Source organism: Chryseobacterium gotjawalense, from assembly GCF_030012525.1.
In the GTDB taxonomy this organism is placed as follows: Bacteria; Bacteroidota; Bacteroidia; order Flavobacteriales; family Weeksellaceae; genus Kaistella; species Kaistella gotjawalense.
In genome coordinates, this window is sequence record NZ_CP124855.1 from 536614 (window position 1) to 555327 (window position 18714).

An 18714-nucleotide genomic window follows, 5' to 3' on the forward strand; every position below is an offset into this window, starting at 1 on the left:
TCTTAAATTCGTTGCAAACATAAGAAAATGACAGTAAATGAAGTGGTTTGTGACCTGAAAAAAATAATTCCCTTATCCCAGGCAGAAGATTATGACAATGTAGGCTTGCTTTGCGGAAATCCTGACAGAGAGGTTTCCGGAATTTTAGTGTGTCATGATGCGCTGGAAATTGTTGTCGATGAAGCCATTGCTAAGAATATCAACTTTATCATTGCCTTTCATCCGATTATTTTTTCAGGTTTAAAATCAATCACCGGCAAAAATTATGTTGAAAAAGCAGTGTTGAAAGCGCTTGAAAATAAGATTGCCATTTATGCAATTCATACCGCGTTTGATAATGATTACTTTGGCGTGAATTACAGAATCTGTGAAGAACTTGGTCTTAAAAATCAAAAAGTATTAATGCCGAAAAAGCAAGGTCTTCATCAACTGAATGTTTTCGTACCTCGTGATTTTTCAGAAAAAGTAAAAAATGCTTTATTTGGCGCAGGTGCTGGAAATATCGGCTTTTACGATGAATGCAGTTTTGCAGTTTCTGGCAGCGGAACTTTCAGGCCAATCGATGGAGCAGAACCATTCTCCGGCAAAATAGGGATTCGCGAAAATGCGGATGAAGTGATGATTTCGGTAATTTATGAAAGCTATAAAAAAAATCAAATTATTACGGCGATGAAATCTGCACATCCTTATGAAGAGGTGGCTTATCAAATTATTCAGTTAGAAAATGAAAACCAATTTTTGGGTTTAGGCAGATTTGGTGAGTTTGAAGAAGCGATGGATGAAGACCAATTCCTGACTTTTGTTAAAGATAAATTTAATTTAAAAGCAATTCGCCATTCTGATTTCGTCAACAAAAAAATCAAGAGAGTCGGCGTTTTAGGCGGGAGCGGCGCAAGTGGAATCGGTGCGGCAATTTCCCGAAAATGTGACGCCTATTTAACGGGCGACTTAAAATATCATGATTATTTCCAGGGAGACGGGAAAATGTTGACTTGCGACATCGGTCATTTTGAATCCGAACAATTTGTTACTGAGCATTTGGTTGATATATTATCACAAAAATTCACTATCTTTGCAGTCTCAAAATCTACCGAGAAAACCAACCCTGTAAACTATTTTTTATAAAATATGGCTAAAAAAACAGTAGAAATCGCCGTTGAAGACAAACTAAGAGCACTTTACGACCTACAAATCATCGATTCAAGATTAGACGAAATCCGTAGCACAAGAGGCGAATTGCCAATTGAAGTGGAAGATTTAGAAATTGAAATCGAAGGTTTAGAAAAAAGAGCTGAGAAATTTCAAAGTGAGATTAAACTTCAAAACGATGAAATCAATACAAAGAATGAAGTGATCAGTCACGCAAAAACTTTGATTGATAAGTATAAATCTCAGCAAGATAACGTAAGAAATAACAAAGAATTCGAATCTTTGGATAAAGAAATTGAATTTCAGGAATTGGAAATTCAACTTTCAGAAAAAAGAATCAGTGAGTTTAGTGTAAAAATAAGCCATAAGAATGAAACTTTAGAAGAGTTAAATTCTAAAATAGCTGATTTGAAAAATCACTTGAAATTCAAAAAAGAAGAACTCGAAAATTTAGTTTCTGAAACTCAGAAAGAAGAAGATTTCCTGATTGAAAAATCAAACGAATTCGCTAAAAATATTGATGAAAGACTATTGGCTTCTTACCACAGAATCCGAACAAATTCACCAACCGGTTTAGCAGTAGTAGGTTTAGAAAGAGGTGCACCGAAAGGATCATTCTTCACATTGCCTCCACAAAAGCAAATGGAAATTGCTCAACGTAAAAAAATCATTATCGACGAGCATTCAGGAAAAATCCTGGTGGACGACGATTTGGTCAATGAAGAAAACGAGAAAATGAAAGATATTATTAAATTTTAATTCTTTCTCATAATAAAAAAACCGGTTTGAAATTTTCAAACCGGTTTTTTTATGGAATATCTTTTTAGTTAATTTCAACCTTTTCTAAAAATTCGTGAATTCGCCTCATCGCTTCTGTGAGTTCTTTTTCAGACGCAGCATAGGAAAAACGGATACAGTTACGATTACCAAAAGAAACGCCTCCGACCGTTCCGACATGGGCATTTTCTAATAATAACATCGCAAAATCATCGGCATCTTTAATCATTGTTCCATTTAACGTTTTCCCGATATAAAACGAAATATCAGGGAAAAAGTAAAATGCCGCTTTCGGATAATTTACTTTGAAACCGGGAATATTTTTCATTAATGAAAAAACCAAATCGCGTCGTTTTTTAAATTCCTCAATCATAAAACGATATTCGGCAGGATCGGTTTGCAGTGCAGTGATAGATGCTTTTTGAGCCATGGTATTGGCGCCGCTCGTCATTTGTCCCTGAATTTTCTCACACGCTTTTGCCAACCAGGTCGGACAGGCAGAATAGCCAATTCGCCAACCCGTCATCGCAAATGCTTTCGACATCCCGTTGATTACGGCAGTTTGCTCATAAACCTGCGGAAATTCTGCAATCGAAGTATGCTTTCCTTCATAATTGATAAACTCATAAATCTCATCAGAGATAATCGTTATTTGAGGGTATTTTGCAATAACATTCGCAATTTTTTCAAGTTCTTCATACGTATAATAACTTCCCGATGGATTGCATGGAGAACTGTAAAGCAGGGCTTTTGTTTTTGGCGTAATCGCTTTTTCGAGTTGTTCGGCGGTCATTTTAAATTCAGTATCGATCGACGTTTCCACGAAAACAGATTTGCCGCCCATCATTTTCACCATTTCATGGTAACTCACCCAATACGGTGCGGGCAGAATAACCTCGTCACCATCGTTGGTAATGGAAGCAAGTACGTTTATAATCGCTTGTTTGGCCCCATTTGACACACAAATCTGCGAAGCGTTGTATTCTAAATTATTATCTCTTTTTAATTTTCCGCAAATGGCCTCTCTTAGATCCAGAAATCCCGGGACAGGCGAGTAGTGGCTGAAATTATTATTAATCGCCGCAAAAGCAGCTTCCTTAATATTTTTTGGCACATCGAAATCCGGTTCGCCAAGCGTTAGACTGATCACATCGATTCCTTCTGCTTTCATTTGCCGAACTTTGTTGCTCATTACAAATGTCTGTGAGAAACTCATTCGATTCAGTCGGTCTGAGAATTTTTCCATATTTAATTTTAAAAGAACCAAAGATAATTTTTTAGTTTGAAAGCGCAAACCAAATTATTGTGAAATCCTTTCTTTACTTTTGTAAAAAAATTACTGAAAAATGTCTGTAGAATTAATAGAAAAATATTTTTCCAATCTTTCCGAAAATCAGAAAACGCAATTCGCTGATCTTGAACGGTTATACAAGGAATGGAATGAAAAAATCAACGTCATTTCCAGAAAAGATATGGATTCACTCTACGAAAAACATATTCTGCATTCTTTAGGAATTGCTAAAATAATGGAGTTTGCACCAAATACAAAAGTTCTGGATATCGGTACCGGAGGTGGTTTTCCCGGAATTCCATTAGCAATTTTATTTCCCGAAGCTCAATTTACTTTGGTGGATTCTATTGGTAAAAAGATTACCGTTGTAAAAGAAGTTTCGGAAGGAATTGGTTTGAAAAACATAACCGCAATTCACGGAAGAGCTGAAGAGGTGAAGGACCAGTTTCATTTTGTAGTCAGCAGAGCAGTTACGCAAATGCCTGTTTTTCTGCGTTGGTTGAAAGGTAAATTTTTAAAAGAGCAGTTTAATCCTAAACATAATGGTGTCCTTTATCTAAAAGGTGGCGATTTAGGAGAAGAACTTGCAGGATTAAAAGCCGAATTATTCCAACTCAAAGATCATTTTGAAGGAGAATTTTTTGAAACCAAAAAAGTGGTATATTTATCTAAAGGAAATTTTAATTCCTGATCAAAACCCTTATTTCACTTAGAACTTTTCTATATTTTGATGATTTTGTCAGTGCATTAGTTTGTAAAGAGAGTTGACTTCTATTTTTAAGAAAACTAAAATCCCGAAACTAAAAAGTTTTGGGATTTTTATCTATTCTGTTTCCGAATCGCTATTATAGGAAATGGTGTCGTATAAATCTTTCCGGCGGTCCGTCATTGTTCGTACCGCGCCGTAATGGTGCAGCTCTTTCAACAAATTCAGATCAACATCTACGATTAAGGTCATTTCTGTATTCGGTGTTGCTTCTCCTTTAATCGCGTTGGATGGAAAGGCAAAATCAGACGGTGTAAAAACAGCGGCCTGCCCATACTGAATATCCATATTGTTTACTCCCGGTAAATTTCCGACACATCCTGCAATCGCCACATAACATTCGTTTTCAATCGCTCTTGCAGACGCGCAGTTACGAACGCGCATATAAGCATTTTGGGTATCGGTGAGGTAAGGAACAAATAGAATCTTCATTCCCTGATCGGCCAGAATTCTCGGTAATTCAGGAAATTCAACATCATAACAAATGACCAGACCTACTTTTCCACAATCGGTATCGATGACTTTTATTTCATTTCCACCTTTCATTCCGTAGAATTTTTTCTCGTTGGGCGTGATATGTACTTTTCGGTGTTCATCGATTTTCCCGTCACGGTGAAGCAAATAACTGATATTGTATAATTCCTCATTTTCTACAAGCGGCATGCTTCCACCAATGATATTGATGTTGTAACCGATTGCTAATTGTGACAGTTTATTTTTTATTTCTTCCGTAAGTTCAGCCAGTTTAAACATGCTGTCTCTTTCACTCAAATCATTAAAAGGAGCGAGTAGAGGCGTATTGAAAAACTCGGGGAACATGATGAAATCAGATTTGTAATCCGCCATTACATTCACGAAAAATTCAACCTGTTCAAAAAACGCATCGATGTCTTTGAAATGCCTCATCTGCCATTGAACCAAGCCCAAGCGAATTACAGAATCCTGCATCGTATTCGGTTTCTTGCTGTAATAAATATTATTCCACTGCAGCAAAACTGCATTTTCAGCGGATTGAATATCTTCCGGCAAATAATTTTTCAGAACCCGAACCGGCAGGAAATTATTGGCCAACTGAAAACTTAAAACCGGATCGTAAATTTCTTTTTTCCGAACCTGCTGGATATATTGTCTCGGAGAAAGTTCTGAACTGTACAAATGATAATTCGGAATTCTGCCGCCCACGATAATTGATTTCAAATTCAGGTTTTCACAGAGTTCTTTTCTCGCATCATATAATCGTCGGGCCAACCGCAATTCTCTGAATTCCGGATCTACAAAAATTTCGATACCATATAAAACATTTCCGGTATCAGAATGCGTGTTGAAGGTATAATTTCCGGTAATTTCTTTATAAGTATGATCATCACCGTACAATTCGTACTGTACAATCAGGGAGAGACAAACCGCTGCTATCTTGTTGTCAACGGTAATACAAATCTGTCCGTCTGGGAAGATTTTGATTAACTTTTTAATACTGGTCTTTGACCAAATACTTTCGGACATCGCAGGATATGCTTTCTGCATCGTCTCTCTGAGTTCGTCGTAATCTTCAATTTTTAAAGGTCTGATATCTACTTGCATCTATCTTTTATTTTTTTTAGTGGTTAAACGAGAAGTCCGGAACAGTGGTTGCGGGAACTTCCGGTGGCTGAAGAAAGAACATTATCTTCATTTGTCATTCTTAAAACTCCCATGAACGCGAAAATAAGGGCTTCTTTGAAATCGATGGTTCCCTTATCGGGAATACAAATTTCGGTATTGGTTTTACTTAAAATTCTTTCAATCAAAAAGGAATTATACGTTCCGCCGCCGGTAAATAAAACTTTATTGAGTTGATATTGATTAAAAATGTTTGCAATCTGAATGGCGGCGTGCTCTGTAAAAGTCGCTAAAATCACCGAAGGATCTTCATCTTTAAATTCCGGTAAAATATACTGCGAAACCCATTCCATTCCCAATGATTTCGGTGGATTTTGCTGATAATATTTTAATGAATTCAGTGACTGTAAAAGTTCTGGATTTACTTTTCCATTTCTTGCAAAATCTCCGTTTTCATCGTAGTCTTTTCCTAATTTTTTAGAGAAATGATTCAGCACAATATTGACCGGACAAATATCAAAAGCAATTCTTTTTCCATTTTCTTTAAATGAAATATTCGAAAAACCACCGAGATTTAAACACGCGCTGTATTCTGAAAAAAGCAGTTCATCGCCGATGGGCACTAAAGGTGCGCCGTTTCCGCCCATCAAAACATCCTGACTGCGGAAATCGTAAATCACCGGAATATTGGTCAGGAATTTAATCGCACGGCCATCTCCAATCTGAACCGTGAATTTTTTCTCTGGCTGATGAAAAACGGTATGTCCGTGGGAAGCGATGAAATCTATATTTTTTATTGCGTTTTGAGTAATAAATTCATTCACTTTTTCCCCCAAATAAAATCCATACTCAGAATTGAGTGAAAAAATTTCTTCTGCGGATAAATGAACGGCATTTCTGAGCCGGTTTTCCCAAATTTCAGAATAGGGAAAAGTGGCGGCGTGCAGAATCTTAAAATTCCATTTGCCGAGTTCCTCTTTTTGAAAAGAGGCGTAACAAACATCCAGTCCATCGAGACTGGTGCCAGACATTAAACCCAAAGCATGGAAATTCATAGAATCAAAATTTATTTAAATGTATGAATTTTTGTTGAAAAAATCCATCTTAAAATACAACGCAATCAACCTGCTTATCTTGATTTCTCAGGAATTTTTTGAGCGTTGATGTCGCCGGAATTATTGTAGAAGGTATATTCAGAGAAATCATCTTTTGCTCTCATTCCATTGGCGCCGACCAAAGTAGAACCATCTTTATCGGTAACAAACACCGTGTCTTTTGTATAAATAATTTTTTTTACCTGATCCCAATAAACCGATTGCATGGCAAACATTTGATTTTCATTGCTGATGATTTTTACGTTTCCTTTGGCTTCGTAAAACTTCTTTTTTTCATTGAATTTCGCATATTTTGCCGAAATTTTTCCCGGGACATCCGGTTTCTTTTTATCATAAAAAAGAATATTAATTCCCTTTCTGGCAACAATATAAGGCGAGTCGATATACTCGAATTTTTCAATGAGCGGTGCAGTGGCGCGCAATTTTATCATCCCGGAATCCCGCTGGACAATATTGGCATTATTGATAATCTGAGACGGGAAATTATTATTTCTGTTTTTATTAATTTTCGCAAGATCTTCTTCACAAGATATTAAAGCAAAAAATATAGCACAACTTAAAAAGCCGGCTATATTTTTATAAAGTATTTCTTTAATGAAATTCATTTTTTAATCATAAAGTCGTTTGTTAAACCACTTATCAGCAAAATTAATTCCTATTTTCAAATTAACAAAATTCTGACGGATCAAATTATTATCAAGCGTTCCTCTTTTTCCTATTTCAAGTCCTAAATCGATACCGCTCATTCTGCTCGCGCTTTTATTTTCGAAAGGCAGGCTCATTCCACCGGTAACCGCAAATTGATTGATATTGGTTCCGTTGATTGCTAAATTCCCTTTTTCGTAATACGCTCCGTATCGGTAGGTAACACGGGAGAAATAATTTCTGAAGTTATTGTAGTTGGGCAAATACCAACCTCCGGCAGAAATTTTATAAGAATTTTCGTTCACAAAAGGTTTCCCCAAAAACTGAATGGTTTCGCCGTTTTTATAATCCAACTGAGTTCCTACAAACCATTTGGCATCTCTGCCGTAACCAGCTCCAAATGAGAATTCCATAGGAATCAGGTTTTTGTCTTCGCTGAATTTCTCCTCAATAATGCTTTCGTTATTTTTGATTTTTCCGGGCGTGTAAAAATAGGTGCTGTTGACATATCGGGTTTCCATCTGACCGGTATTTCCGAAAGTGTAAGTTGCTCCTAAAGTTAACTTTCTATCGGTCTGAAATTTTTTCTGATAAGCGGTTCCCAAAGTAAAATTAAAGGTTTTAACTTTATTTTTTGTTTCGTAGCCGTTGATCAGTTCAGCATCAGAAGTAGTCAACTCATTAATATCATATAAATTACCAAAGAAGAAATTAGATCGAAGACCCATTGCAAACTCTGGTGTAATCTGATAACCCAAAGCTGCTTGGACCGTATTCAGCGTTCCTTCACCATGGTAAAGACTCATCTGGCTGTTTCCGGAATCCAAAACTTCTTTATTTAAAATAGTGTATTCTTTTGAACTGTAAGGCTGATAACCCAATCCAAATTTCACTTTATTAGAAATTGGGAAGGCAATCGTTAAATTAGATAAATAAGATGAATGCTTGGTGGCGCTCATGTTATTGTAATTGGATTTGAAGAAGTTATTTTGATTACTTCCTTCAATTTTCAAAGTGGTTAGTTCTAAATTTTTATTGGCTGCCGGATTGCTGAAATTAAAATTGTTGTTAAAATCCCAAATATATGCAGTAGAAATGCCACCCATCGAACTGATATCAGTTGTATTATCGTATTTTACATCACCGATTCCAAAGGCAGCATATGGAGAATTACCAATCGTTTGTGCATTAAGTAAAAAACCTGCCGCAATCAATGGTAATACAAAAAATCTTTTCATTCTCTATTTTTAAAAATAATGCGCAAATATCTTAAATAATACTGAACTGTGAAAGTAAGTTTGGTTAAAGTTTGTTAAGCTTATCACATGGGTATCTAATTTAAACATTTCTCAAAATCACTTTACAGTACTATTATTCTCAACAAAACATGTCAAAATTAACTGTTTGAATATTACCAAAGAGGTTTTACATTATTTAACATTTATAATCCTGTTTACGTTAAAATATCTATAGATCCTCATCACCATTTTCATTCTCATTATCCAGCAAAAATTTTTATCTTTGAAGCATGAATTGGGAACAAATTGTAGGTCATCAGGAATTGAAAAACCTTCTGAAAGATAGTATCAGCAATAATCGGGTAAGCCACGCACAATTATTTGTAGGCAAAGACGGATATGGAACGCTGCCCTTGGCGATGGCCTTTGCAAAAGAAATTTTAAGAAAGGAAAACGAGCATTCTTCTTCAAAAGTTGATCACCTCAATCACCTCGATCTGCATTTTAGCTTTCCCGTTTTTAAAGCGAATAAAAGCGGATTGACGGCTCAGTTTTTTGATGAATTCCGGGAGATGATGCTGGAAAATCCCTATTCAAATAACGAAGATTGGAGCACAATTTTAGAATCAGAAAATAAACAACTCAGTATTTACGTCGAAGAAATTGATGAAATCAATAAAAAATTCGCCCTGAAAAGTTTTGAAGGCGGCAGTAAAATACTCATTGTCTGGCAAGCTGACAAAATGAATACGGATGCCGCCAATAAATTTCTGAAGTTTCTGGAAGAACCACCAAAAAACACGTACATCATTCTGACGGCTTCCAACACGGATTTCATGCTTCCGACAATTATTTCGAGAACGCAGATTGTGGAAATTTCGAGTATTAAAGAAGATGATCTCGACCAGTTTTTACAGAACAACAAGGAGATCAGTACAGACAGAAGACGGGAAATTGTTTTTCAGGCACAGGGAAACTGGAATACCGCGCAGAAATTACTGCAGAGTGAAAACACAGATTCCGAATTTGAAGATCAGTTTATCATGTGGGTTCGTGAAGCTTTTCAGGTAAAAAAGAAACCTGAGTTTTTAAAAAACATTGTTCTTTGGGGCAGAAGAATTTCACTTTGGAACAAAGAAAAACAAATGAATTTTTTAGAATACTGCGCAGAAATGTTCCGTCTGGCGTTACTTCAAAATTACGGAAATGAAAGTCTGGTCTATAAAAAAATAGAGGCCGGCGGTTTCAAATGGGAGAGTTTCTCAAAATTCATCCATGGAGCCAATATTGAATCTATTTTAGAAGAAATCTCAACCGCCAATTATCACTTAGAAAGAAACGGAAATACCAAGATTATATGGACTGATTTGGGGATTAAACTTTCCCGTTACCTTCATAAAAAACCATAAAAAAACCACCAACCGGTGGTTTCTATTTTTAAGCGGCTTTTTTCTTTTCCTCCTTTTTCATGTCACAAGTGCCTTTGCAGTCTTTGTGATCTTTCATAGTGCATGCTTTACTGTCTTTCTTGTCACCCATTTTACATTCTTTTTTATCCTTTCCGGAACAACAGGCTTTCTTCGGAGCTTCCTGAGCAAATCCCAAAGTGAAAATGGTGACGGCTAACACTGAAATTACTTTTTTCATAAAATTTGGTTTTAATGGTTATTGATATAGCAAAGTTAAAATTATTTTTGGATCGTTCAATCACTTTCATTTAAATTTTTTTCACACAAAATCGCATGGAATATTATAGACGGTTTCTATATTTATTTACAGAAAAAAAATCAATCAATCGTTTGATTGTTTTCTGTTTTTATTTAAATTTGCACCCTCAAAAAAATCAGATATTATGATTTCCAAAGAAGAACATATTTTATTACATGCCGAAAAACTCTTTGCTGAAAAGGGTTTTGAAGGAAGTTCTACCCGGGAGATTTCTAAAAAAGCGAAGGTAAATGTTTCGATGATTTCCTATTATTTCGGCTCCAAAGAAAAGCTTTTCGTAAAAATATTCGAAGTAAGGATGAACGAAAGTTTGGCATTCAGTAAAGATATTTTAGCCAACGACAATTTGAATGAGTGGGAAAAACTGGTCACTGTTATTAACCGTTATGCGGATCGTGTGAAAAATTTGAAAACTTTTTACCGTATTTTACAAAGAGAGCAGCTGAGCAATAAAAATCCTCATATCGCAGAATTTTTAAATAAATCTAAAAAAGGATTTCTGGCTATTTACAGCGAACTCATCGAAAAAGGATTACAAAATAAAACCTTTACCAAAAGACCACGCATAGAATTTCTGCATTCTACAGTTTCAGGAACCATTTTTACAGCACTCAATACGCTTCCAGTTTACAAGGAATTTTTTGAGGGTGATGAAAATTACGAAAATCAGTATTTCGATGAAATTAAAATACATGTCCAAAATATATTAAAACACCTTTTAGGTTATGAAGAAAACATATAGTCCCCTGATTGCGATGGTTTTTTCGGCCATCGGAATCACGGTTCATGCACAGGCAAAGAAAATGCTGACCCTTGATGAAGCGGTAAATCTGGGAATTCAGAATTCTAAAAATCTTAAAATCGATCAGGCAAAAATCGATCAGGCGACCGCCAATTATCTTGAAGCTAAAAATAACAGACTGCCGAGTTTGAAAGTTTCCGCAAGTGCTCTGGCTTTAGCCAATGCCAATGTTGATCTCAAGGTTTTGCCGCCTTCTACAAATGGAGGAAGTACTACACCAAAAGCAAATTCTGCTTTCTATGGAAACGTTGCTGCTTCGTTACCGATTTATGCGGGCGGCCGAATTAAATATGGAATTCAGTCGGCAGAATATTTAGTAGAAGCTTCAAAACTCAGTACCGAGAACGACAAATTGGCGGTCGCTTATAATGTTTCGCAAGCTTACAATAATTTGTTTAAAGCCAGTCAGCAAATTAAAGTTCTGGAAGATAATCTTACGGCTTCTCAAAAAAGGGATGAGTCTTTTCAGAAATTAGAGGACAACGGAATCATCGCGCGAAACGATAAGTTGAAAGCGAATCTGCAGACTTCAGATATTGAACTTCAGCTTTTAGATGCGAACAATAACTTCAATATTGCCAACATCAATATGGATTTACTTTTAGGGTTACCTGACGCAACGGAAATCGAAATCGATCCTGATTACATTTCAGAACTCACTGAAAATCAACCGGTTTCATATTATTTAAACCAAGCCGTTTCTCAGCGGAAAGATGTACAGGCACTAGATTATCAAAGAAAAGCGGCAGAATTGGGAACAAAAGCAGCAAGAGCTGAAAGCTTACCCACCATCGCTTTAACCGGCGGATATATTGCTGCGGAAATCCCGAAAATCCTGACCATTACCAATGCGGCAAATATCGGGGTGGGAATTCAGTATAATATCGATAACCTCTGGAAAAAGAATTCTTCTTTAATGAAATCTGCGGCTACAGAAAAACAACTTTCTGCGACCAATGAATTACTAAATGATCAAATTAAATTAGAAGTTAACAGAGATTACCAGAACTCGGAGTTTGCGAAAAAGAAAATCGCCGTTTACGAAAAAGCAGCGGCTCAGGCGAACGAAAATTACAGAGTCACCAAAAATAAATTCGATAACGGTTTAGCGACCATCACTGAACTTTTGGACGCTGATACGGCACAGATTTCTGCCAACGTAAATGTGGTCAATGCAAAAGCAGATGCCGCTTTAGCTTACCGAAAACTTTTGCAAACGACCGGAATTTTGACTTTACATTAATAAAATTTAGACCAAGAATTAAACTATAATATTTTTTTTAAAAATGGAAGATAACAATACACAACCAGAATTTTTTCCCGAAATCAAAAAGAAAAAATCACTTACTTTTCCGATTATCTTAGCTATCGTTTTAATTGTCGGTGGAGTCATTGGATACAGAGCTTATTCCTATGGTTTAGCTCATGAAGAGACCGATGATGCACAGATTGCATCGAATATGAGTCCGGTAATTTCTAAAATTTCGGGATATGTTTCCGAAGTAAAAGTGCGCGATAATCAGTTTGTGAAAAAAGGAGATACCCTTATTGTCATCGATGACCGTGACCAGAAAATGACTCTTCAGCAAGCAGCAGCAGCATTGGGAACCGCAAGAAGCAATGTACAGACCGCAATTGCTTCTACACATGCAGCTTCTCAAAACATTAATTCTGCTAATGCAGCAGTTGCCACAGCCAATGCACAGATTGAAGCCGCAAAAGTAAATGTCTGGAAAACCTCTCAGGATTTAAAAAGATATGCAAATCTGGTAAAAGATCACACCATTACGCAACAGCAATATGAAACTGTTTTGGCAGCAAAACAATCTGCTGACCGGCAGTTACAGGTTTTAGTGGATCAAAAAAATCAGGTATTGCAACAACCTGGAATTGTAACCTCACAAACCGCAGCAAGTTCTGAGCAGATCGGTGTAGCAAATTCGATGGTTAAGCAACGGGAAGTGGATGTCGAAAATGCCAAACTCAATCTTTCTTACACTGTAATTCTTGCATCCGAAGATGGTTTTGTTTCAAAAGTTCCTATTCAAAAGGGGCAATTTGTACAGGCAGGCTCACAGCTATTCAGTCTGGTTCGAGATAACGATGTTTGGGTAATTGCTAATTTTAAAGAAACCCAGCTTTCAAAGATGGTGGAAGGACAAACGGTAGATATCGAAATCGACGCTTTTCCTAAAGAAAAATTCGAGGGTAAAGTGACATCATTTTCTCCGGCGACAGGTTCTTCGTTTTCTATTCTTCCTCCGGATAATGCGAGTGGGAACTTTGTAAAAGTCGTTCAGAGACTTCCGGTAAGAATAGATTTTGTAAAATTGAAACCGGAAATCGCAAAAAAACTTCGTGCGGGAATGAATGTGAAAACAACCGTGAATTTAAAATAATATTGGATTAAAGATTGGGTATTTTATAGATCTCATTCCCAATCCATCCGATATCAAATATCCAGCAATAAAAATGCAAGAGGATTTATTAGTCGAATACGGCGCAAGACGTGTCATCATAACCCTTACGGCCATTCTTTGTGCACTCCTGGAAATTGTAGATTCTACAATTGTGAATGTGGCTTTGAATGACATGAAAGGCAATCTGGGAGCCACACTTTCTGAAGTTGGTTGGGTCATCACCGCGTACGCCATTGGGAATGTAATTATTGTTCCCATGACGAGTTGGCTGTCCCAACAGTTCGGAAGACGGAATTATTTTGCCGCTTCAATCGTGATTTTTACCATATTTTCATTTCTCTGCGGAAACGCAACCAGCATTTGGGAATTGGTTTTCTTCAGATTAATGCAGGGAATCGGTGGTGGCGCATTACTGGTGACTTCGCAAACGATTATTACCGAATCTTACCCGCTTGCAAAAAGGAGTATGGCGCAGGCGATTTACGGTTTGGGAGTGATTATTGGGCCAACTTTAGGTCCACCTTTAGGAGGTTATATCGTAGATAATTTCAGCTGGCCTTATATTTTTTATATTAATATTCCCATTGGAATTGCAGCAACATTATTGACTTTGCAGTTTATCCGAAGTCCTAAATTTTCCGAAAAAAGAAAAGCGAAAGATGTCGACTGGCTGGGAATCGGCTTGCTTGCAGCATTTGTTGGCTCGCTGCAATACATTCTTGAAAAAGGACATGAAGATGACTGGTTTGACAGCAAAGTAATTATCGTTCTTACCGTAGTTGCGGTCATCGGATTTATTCTCTTCCTGTGGCGGGAACTTACCTTCAGATATCCTATTGTAGATTTAAGAGTTCTGAAAAACGGGAATTTAAGAATTGGTACCGTTATGTCATTTATCCTTGGATTCGGTTTATATGGATCCACCTTTATTGTGCCGCTTTATACCCAAAGTATTATGGGCTGGACGGCGCTGGAATCCGGCGCACTAATGATACCTGCGGCCTTAACTACCGCCGTGATGATGCCAATTATCGGGAGATTACTCACCAGAGGCGTAAAACAGCAGATTCTGGTTTCGCTCGGATTGCTGCTTTTCTTTGTCTACAGTTTCTGGGGCTACAATATTATCACGCCGGATACCGGAAAATCTGATTTCTTCTGGATGCTGATCGTAAGAGGAGCCGGTCTTGGTTTACTGTTTATTCCGATTACCTCATTAGCTTTAAGTACTTTGAAAGGTCAGGAAATTGGTCAGGGAGCATCGTTCACCGGAATGATGCGTCAGTTGGGAGGTTCATTCGGAATTGCGGCGATTACTACTTTTATTTCTAATCAAACTTCGATTCACAAGGCAGCTTTATCAAGCCATTTAGATGCAAACAGTTTTGATGTACAACAGAGAATCGCCGGACTGAAAGCGATGTTTCAGGCCAAAGGATTCACACCCGATGTCGCCTTGCAGTCTGCCTATAAAATTTTGGATTTATCAGTATTGAAACAGGCAACAGTTCTTTCTTATATGGATGTTTTTCTCTACCTGGGCATCTTGTTTTTGATCTGTATTCCGTTTGTTTTATTCGTAAAAGAACGAAAAGGAAAAGCAAATATTGATTTAGGAGATATTCATTAATAAAATAAAAATCAGGAAGTTCCCTTTATTTTTAAAAATAAAGGGAACTTCCAATCTAAACCGTATTGTTTTTACGCTTTATTAAAATATTACTTGAGCAGGTCCAGGAATTCCTGTTCATCCAGAATCTCGATTGTTCCGATGTCCTGGGCTTTTTTCAGTTTACTTCCGGCCTTTTCGCCAACCACCAGATAATTCAGATTTTTAGAAACCGCGGAGATATTTTTGCCGCCGTGTTTTTCGACCATTTCTTCGGCTTGTTCGCGAGTGAAAAGGCAGAGTTTTCCGGTGAATAAGAAGGTTTTGTTATCAAGTAAATTTGAACAACTTGATAAAAGATTATTTTTATTTACATTAATTAATGAAACAGAACTTGATTTTTCTTTTTTGATTCTTTCTTTAAACTGATATTCAAAAGCTCCATCAATGAGATGATTGAATAAATAACCGCAAACAAACGCATCATCTAAAGCATTATGATAATTATTTTGTTCAATTTTGAAATGCTTTGCTAAAGTTGAAAGTTTATAATTTTCAAGATTAACCTTTGTCTTTGAAATTGAAAGAGTACAAAATGTTCTATAAGTGGGATGCGGAATATTATAAAAGCTTAAAGTTTTCTCGAGTATAGCAATATCGGTTGAAGCATTGTGAGCAATAATATTTTGATTGTGGAAAAAACCTTCAATTTCATTCCATATCTCACAGAATTCTCTTTCATTTTGAACATCTTCCAAATAAATTCCATTTATCCTGGAGTTTATTGGATTAAACTTTAGGTCGATTGGCTTTATTAGAGAATAGTATTCAGAGATAGGTTCTCCATTTTTAAATTCAACTATTCCGATTGAACAAGGGATATGTCCATAAGAAGTTTCAAAATCTAGTGCAATAAAACTTTCAAGCATTTGTAATAATTATAGATTAATCAAATTTAAAAATTCTTCTTCTGTTATTATGTTTACGGTTCCTATATCTTCTGCTTTTTTGACTTTACTTCCGGCATTTTCGCCTGCAATTAAATAATTCAAATTCTTGCTTACCGCTGACAAATTACGACCACCATTTTCTTCAACTAATTTTTGAGCTTTATCACGTGTAAATTTTGTTAATGAACCGGTAAACAAAAAAGTCATATTATTTAGTAAGTTTGAGACTGGTTCTAATTCGGAATTTAATGTAAACTGTAAACCTGCTATTTGCAGTCTACCTAATATCTCTTGGTTTTTTTCTTTAGAAAAGAAATCAACGATACTTTCTGCTATTTTATCACCAATATCCTCAACGCTTGCAATTTCAGGAATTGACGCATTAATCAAATTATTAATGTTTTGAAAATGAATTGCTAACTTTTTAGCAACTGTTTCTCCTACGTGTTTTATACCGATAGCAAATAATACTTTATCAAAGGAAATTTCTTTCGATTTCTCTATAGATTTAATAATAATTTCTGCAGATTTTTCTTTTATACCAACTCTGCTTCTATCAGAAATACTCGCTATAAAAGCTTCGAAATGTTTGTCATTTCTGAAATCATTAATTTTTAGAATTTCATCAATATAGTTTAGTGAATTTAAAATTGAAGATTTATCATCAAATAAGTTGTCCGTTTTTATGCAAAAGTATTTAGGGAATTTTAATTGTAAGATGTAATTTAGAGATACATAATTATCAATTGAATTAAAATCAGAATAAACAACATTCTTTTTTGCTTCTAGAATGTGTTTCTGAAATTTCACTAATTTCTTATTATCAGAAGAAACTTTAATATCTGCAATTTTGTCTATACATTTTATTTCGTTCGATAAATCTTCCGCTTCTTTCACAGTTAAATTCCCCCAACTTTTTGACAATGCAAAAATTGCTTTCGATAAAACGACTTGCAGTTCATTATTAAATTTAATTCCAGAATTATCATTTTCAAGCCATTTCTCAAGACCTATTATTTCTTCTTTTTTTAGATTATATAGATCTGCATAATTTGAAATTATATTATTGTGAAATAGTAAATCAATAGTTCCTCCTCCCAAACCTTCAATGTCCATGGCTTTCCGGCTCACAAAATGTTGAATTCTTCCAATTATTTGTGGCTTACAACCATTTTCATTCGGACAGAAATGAATCGCCTGATCTTCAGTTCTCACCAGTTCCGTTCCGCATTCGGGACAGTGCGTGATGTATTGAATTTCTTTGTTTTCGGGATTTCTTTTTTCTAAATTAATTCCTACAATCTTTGGAATAATTTCACCGCCTTTTTCAACATAAACAAAATCATGTTCATGCAAACCGAGTTTTTTAATGATATCTTCATTGTGCAAACTGGCTCTTTTAACTATGGTTCCAGCCAATAATACCGGTTTCAGATTCGCAACAGGCGTAATTGCGCCGGTTCTTCCAACTTGATAAGTCACGGATCGTAATTGTGTTTCTACCTTTTCCGCTTTGAATTTGTAAGCCATTGCCCAACGAGGTGATTTGGCGGTGAAACCCAGTTTTGACTGCTGCTGAATTGAATTTACTTTTAAAACAATTCCGTCGATTTCAAAAGGAAGTTCATGCCGGTGCTGATCCCAATAATTAATGAAGTCTTTGATTTCATCTAAATTCTTACATAATCTTGCCTGCTCAGAAACGTTGAAACCCCATTTCCTGGCATTTTGCAAGAGTTCCCAATGCGTTTCTGCCGGAATTTCCGAAGAAATAAACTGATAGAGAACGGCTGAAAGTTTGCGCTTGCTCACTTCTCCCGAGTCCTGCATTTTCAAACTGCCTGACGCGGTATTTCTAGGATTCATAAATAAGTCCAAACCTTCTTCTTCGCGTCGGAGATTTATTTTATCAAAGTTTTTTCGGGTCAGATAAATTTCCCCCCGCATAAAAAACTGATGGGGAAAGTTGCCTTTCAGTGTTAAAGGAATATCTGAAATCGTTTTCACATTCGCTGTGATTTCGTCGCCCTGAAAACCGTCGCCACGGGTGACCGCCTGTTTCAGTTTTCCATTTTCGTATAAAATAGAAATTGAAGCGCCATCATACTTCAGTTCAGCTACAAATTCTACGGGTTCATCAATGGTTTTGATAATGCGTTTTTCCCAGTCTTCTAAATCATCGAAATCATAAGAATTATCCAAAGAATACATTCTGAATTGATGCTGAATGGTCGGAAAATTCTTGGTGATTTCACCACCAATACGCAAAGTAGGAGAGTTGGGGTCGTAAAATTCGGGGTACGCTTTTTCCAACTCCTGAAGTTCCTTCAATTTCAGATCAAATTCGAAATCTGAAATAGTAGCTTCATCTAAAATGTAGTAATTATAATTATGCTGATGAAGTTCCGCACGCAGTTCTTCAATTTTTTGTTGGATGTTTTCGGACATTTTGTGAATGATGATTTCTACAAAAATACTAAAACCTTTATTTGATTATTGAAAAAAAGGAAAATTATTTTGAGTATGGACGGGTTCTAAACTTTAATTAAGTTATGACTAAAGCCGAATGGATTCGTAATTAAAACGAGCTAATTCCGATAACTATCTGAGCCATTCCTATTGATT

Annotated in this window: 15 protein-coding genes and 2 pseudogenes; 8 read left to right on the forward strand and 9 right to left on the reverse strand. The window is 36.2% G+C overall.

Annotation, left to right across the window (positions count from 1 at the left end; translation table 11 throughout):
• Positions 1–27 precede the first annotated feature (27 nt).
• Both QGN23_RS02430 and QGN23_RS02435 read left to right on the forward strand, forming a co-directional pair.
• Positions 28–1125 carry a Nif3-like dinuclear metal center hexameric protein gene (locus QGN23_RS02430; protein WP_282905447.1) on the forward strand — a complete coding sequence of 366 codons (1098 nt, stop codon included), beginning with the start codon at positions 28–30 and terminating at the stop codon, positions 1123–1125.
• Between the two features lie 3 nt (positions 1126–1128).
• Complete coding sequence (locus QGN23_RS02435; protein ID WP_282905448.1) at positions 1129–1908, forward strand: zinc ribbon domain-containing protein; 780 nt, start codon at positions 1129–1131, stop codon at positions 1906–1908.
• A gap of 64 nt (positions 1909–1972) precedes the next feature.
• Here the strand turns inward: QGN23_RS02435 and QGN23_RS02440 are convergent, their stop codons facing one another.
• Positions 1973–3172, reverse strand: a complete 1200-nt coding sequence (locus QGN23_RS02440) for a pyridoxal phosphate-dependent aminotransferase (protein WP_282905449.1) — start codon at positions 3170–3172, stop codon at positions 1973–1975.
• Between the two features lie 100 nt (positions 3173–3272).
• Between QGN23_RS02440 and rsmG the strand changes: the two genes are divergently transcribed.
• Positions 3273–3908: a 16S rRNA (guanine(527)-N(7))-methyltransferase RsmG gene (rsmG, locus tag QGN23_RS02445; protein ID WP_282905450.1), complete on the forward strand. Its 636-nt coding sequence runs from the start codon at positions 3273–3275 to the stop codon at positions 3906–3908.
• Positions 3909–4040: 132 nt separating this feature from the next.
• Here rsmG and QGN23_RS02450 read toward each other — a convergent pair whose 3' ends face one another.
• From QGN23_RS02450 to QGN23_RS02465, 4 genes are all read right to left on the reverse strand, one after another.
• Positions 4041–5564 (reverse strand): carbon-nitrogen hydrolase family protein, encoded by a 1524-nt coding sequence (locus QGN23_RS02450; protein ID WP_282905451.1) that lies wholly within the window; start codon positions 5562–5564, stop codon positions 4041–4043.
• Positions 5565–5587: 23 nt separating this feature from the next.
• Positions 5588–6637: an anhydro-N-acetylmuramic acid kinase gene (locus QGN23_RS02455; RefSeq protein ID WP_282905452.1), complete on the reverse strand. Its 1050-nt coding sequence runs from the start codon at positions 6635–6637 to the stop codon at positions 5588–5590.
• Between the two features lie 74 nt (positions 6638–6711).
• Positions 6712–7302 carry an LPS export ABC transporter periplasmic protein LptC gene (lptC, locus tag QGN23_RS02460; protein ID WP_282905453.1) on the reverse strand — a complete coding sequence of 197 codons (591 nt, stop codon included), beginning with the start codon at positions 7300–7302 and terminating at the stop codon, positions 6712–6714.
• A gap of 3 nt (positions 7303–7305) precedes the next feature.
• Positions 7306–8580 carry a hypothetical protein gene (locus QGN23_RS02465; RefSeq protein ID WP_282905454.1) on the reverse strand — a complete coding sequence of 425 codons (1275 nt, stop codon included), beginning with the start codon at positions 8578–8580 and terminating at the stop codon, positions 7306–7308.
• Positions 8581–8870: 290 nt separating this feature from the next.
• Between QGN23_RS02465 and QGN23_RS02470 the strand changes: the two genes are divergently transcribed.
• Complete coding sequence (locus tag QGN23_RS02470) at positions 8871–9989, forward strand: DNA polymerase III subunit (RefSeq protein ID WP_282905455.1); 1119 nt, start codon at positions 8871–8873, stop codon at positions 9987–9989.
• Between the two features lie 28 nt (positions 9990–10017).
• Here the strand turns inward: QGN23_RS02470 and QGN23_RS02475 are convergent, their stop codons facing one another.
• Positions 10018–10227, reverse strand: coding sequence for a hypothetical protein (locus QGN23_RS02475; protein WP_282905456.1), 210 nt, complete (start codon positions 10225–10227; stop codon positions 10018–10020).
• A 205-nt stretch (positions 10228–10432) separates the two neighbouring features.
• Between QGN23_RS02475 and QGN23_RS02480 the strand changes: the two genes are divergently transcribed.
• From QGN23_RS02480 to QGN23_RS02495, 4 genes are all read left to right on the forward strand, one after another.
• Positions 10433–11050 (forward strand): TetR/AcrR family transcriptional regulator, encoded by a 618-nt coding sequence (locus tag QGN23_RS02480; RefSeq protein WP_282905457.1) that lies wholly within the window; start codon positions 10433–10435, stop codon positions 11048–11050.
• The gene (locus tag QGN23_RS02485; RefSeq protein ID WP_282905458.1) at positions 11034–12353 is read left to right on the forward strand and encodes a TolC family protein; all 1320 of its coding nucleotides are present in this window, start codon (positions 11034–11036) and stop codon (positions 12351–12353) included. The genes QGN23_RS02480 and QGN23_RS02485 overlap by 17 nt, the downstream gene beginning before the upstream one ends.
• A 43-nt stretch (positions 12354–12396) precedes the next feature.
• Complete coding sequence (locus QGN23_RS02490) at positions 12397–13509, forward strand: HlyD family secretion protein (protein WP_282905459.1); 1113 nt, start codon at positions 12397–12399, stop codon at positions 13507–13509.
• A gap of 73 nt (positions 13510–13582) precedes the next feature.
• Positions 13583–15160 carry a DHA2 family efflux MFS transporter permease subunit gene (locus QGN23_RS02495; protein ID WP_282905460.1) on the forward strand — a complete coding sequence of 526 codons (1578 nt, stop codon included), beginning with the start codon at positions 13583–13585 and terminating at the stop codon, positions 15158–15160.
• Positions 15161–15249: 89 nt separating this feature from the next.
• Here QGN23_RS02495 and QGN23_RS02500 read toward each other — a convergent pair.
• The 3 genes and pseudogenes from QGN23_RS02500 to ligA all read right to left on the reverse strand — a co-directional run.
• Positions 15250–15483: pseudogene (locus QGN23_RS02500) on the reverse strand (BRCT domain-containing protein); the annotation flags it as partial.
• 174 nt (positions 15484–15657) lie between these two features.
• Positions 15658–16068, reverse strand: a pseudogene (locus QGN23_RS02505) (exonuclease domain-containing protein); the annotation flags it as partial.
• Between the two features lie 9 nt (positions 16069–16077).
• Positions 16078–18537, reverse strand: a complete 2460-nt coding sequence (gene ligA, locus QGN23_RS02510) for an NAD-dependent DNA ligase LigA (protein WP_282905461.1) — start codon at positions 18535–18537, stop codon at positions 16078–16080.
• Between the last annotated feature and the right edge of the window lie 177 nt (positions 18538–18714).

Coding starts and splice junctions, on each gene's coding strand:
- QGN23_RS02430 (WP_282905447.1), top strand. CDS start 28: ATGACAGTAAATGAAGTGGTTTGTGACCTGAAAAAAATAATTCCCTTA.
- QGN23_RS02435 (WP_282905448.1), top strand. CDS start 1,129: ATGGCTAAAAAAACAGTAGAAATCGCCGTTGAAGACAAACTAAGAGCA.
- QGN23_RS02440 (WP_282905449.1), bottom strand. CDS start 3,172: ATGGAAAAATTCTCAGACCGACTGAATCGAATGAGTTTCTCACAGACA.
- rsmG (WP_282905450.1), top strand. CDS start 3,273: ATGTCTGTAGAATTAATAGAAAAATATTTTTCCAATCTTTCCGAAAAT.
- QGN23_RS02450 (WP_282905451.1), bottom strand. CDS start 5,564: ATGCAAGTAGATATCAGACCTTTAAAAATTGAAGATTACGACGAACTC.
- QGN23_RS02455 (WP_282905452.1), bottom strand. CDS start 6,637: ATGAATTTCCATGCTTTGGGTTTAATGTCTGGCACCAGTCTCGATGGA.
- lptC (WP_282905453.1), bottom strand. CDS start 7,302: ATGAATTTCATTAAAGAAATACTTTATAAAAATATAGCCGGCTTTTTA.
- QGN23_RS02465 (WP_282905454.1), bottom strand. CDS start 8,580: ATGAAAAGATTTTTTGTATTACCATTGATTGCGGCAGGTTTTTTACTT.
- QGN23_RS02470 (WP_282905455.1), top strand. CDS start 8,871: ATGAATTGGGAACAAATTGTAGGTCATCAGGAATTGAAAAACCTTCTG.
- QGN23_RS02475 (WP_282905456.1), bottom strand. CDS start 10,227: ATGAAAAAAGTAATTTCAGTGTTAGCCGTCACCATTTTCACTTTGGGA.
- QGN23_RS02480 (WP_282905457.1), top strand. CDS start 10,433: ATGATTTCCAAAGAAGAACATATTTTATTACATGCCGAAAAACTCTTT.
- QGN23_RS02485 (WP_282905458.1), top strand. CDS start 11,034: ATGAAGAAAACATATAGTCCCCTGATTGCGATGGTTTTTTCGGCCATC.
- QGN23_RS02490 (WP_282905459.1), top strand. CDS start 12,397: ATGGAAGATAACAATACACAACCAGAATTTTTTCCCGAAATCAAAAAG.
- QGN23_RS02495 (WP_282905460.1), top strand. CDS start 13,583: ATGCAAGAGGATTTATTAGTCGAATACGGCGCAAGACGTGTCATCATA.
- ligA (WP_282905461.1), bottom strand. CDS start 18,537: ATGTCCGAAAACATCCAACAAAAAATTGAAGAACTGCGTGCGGAACTT.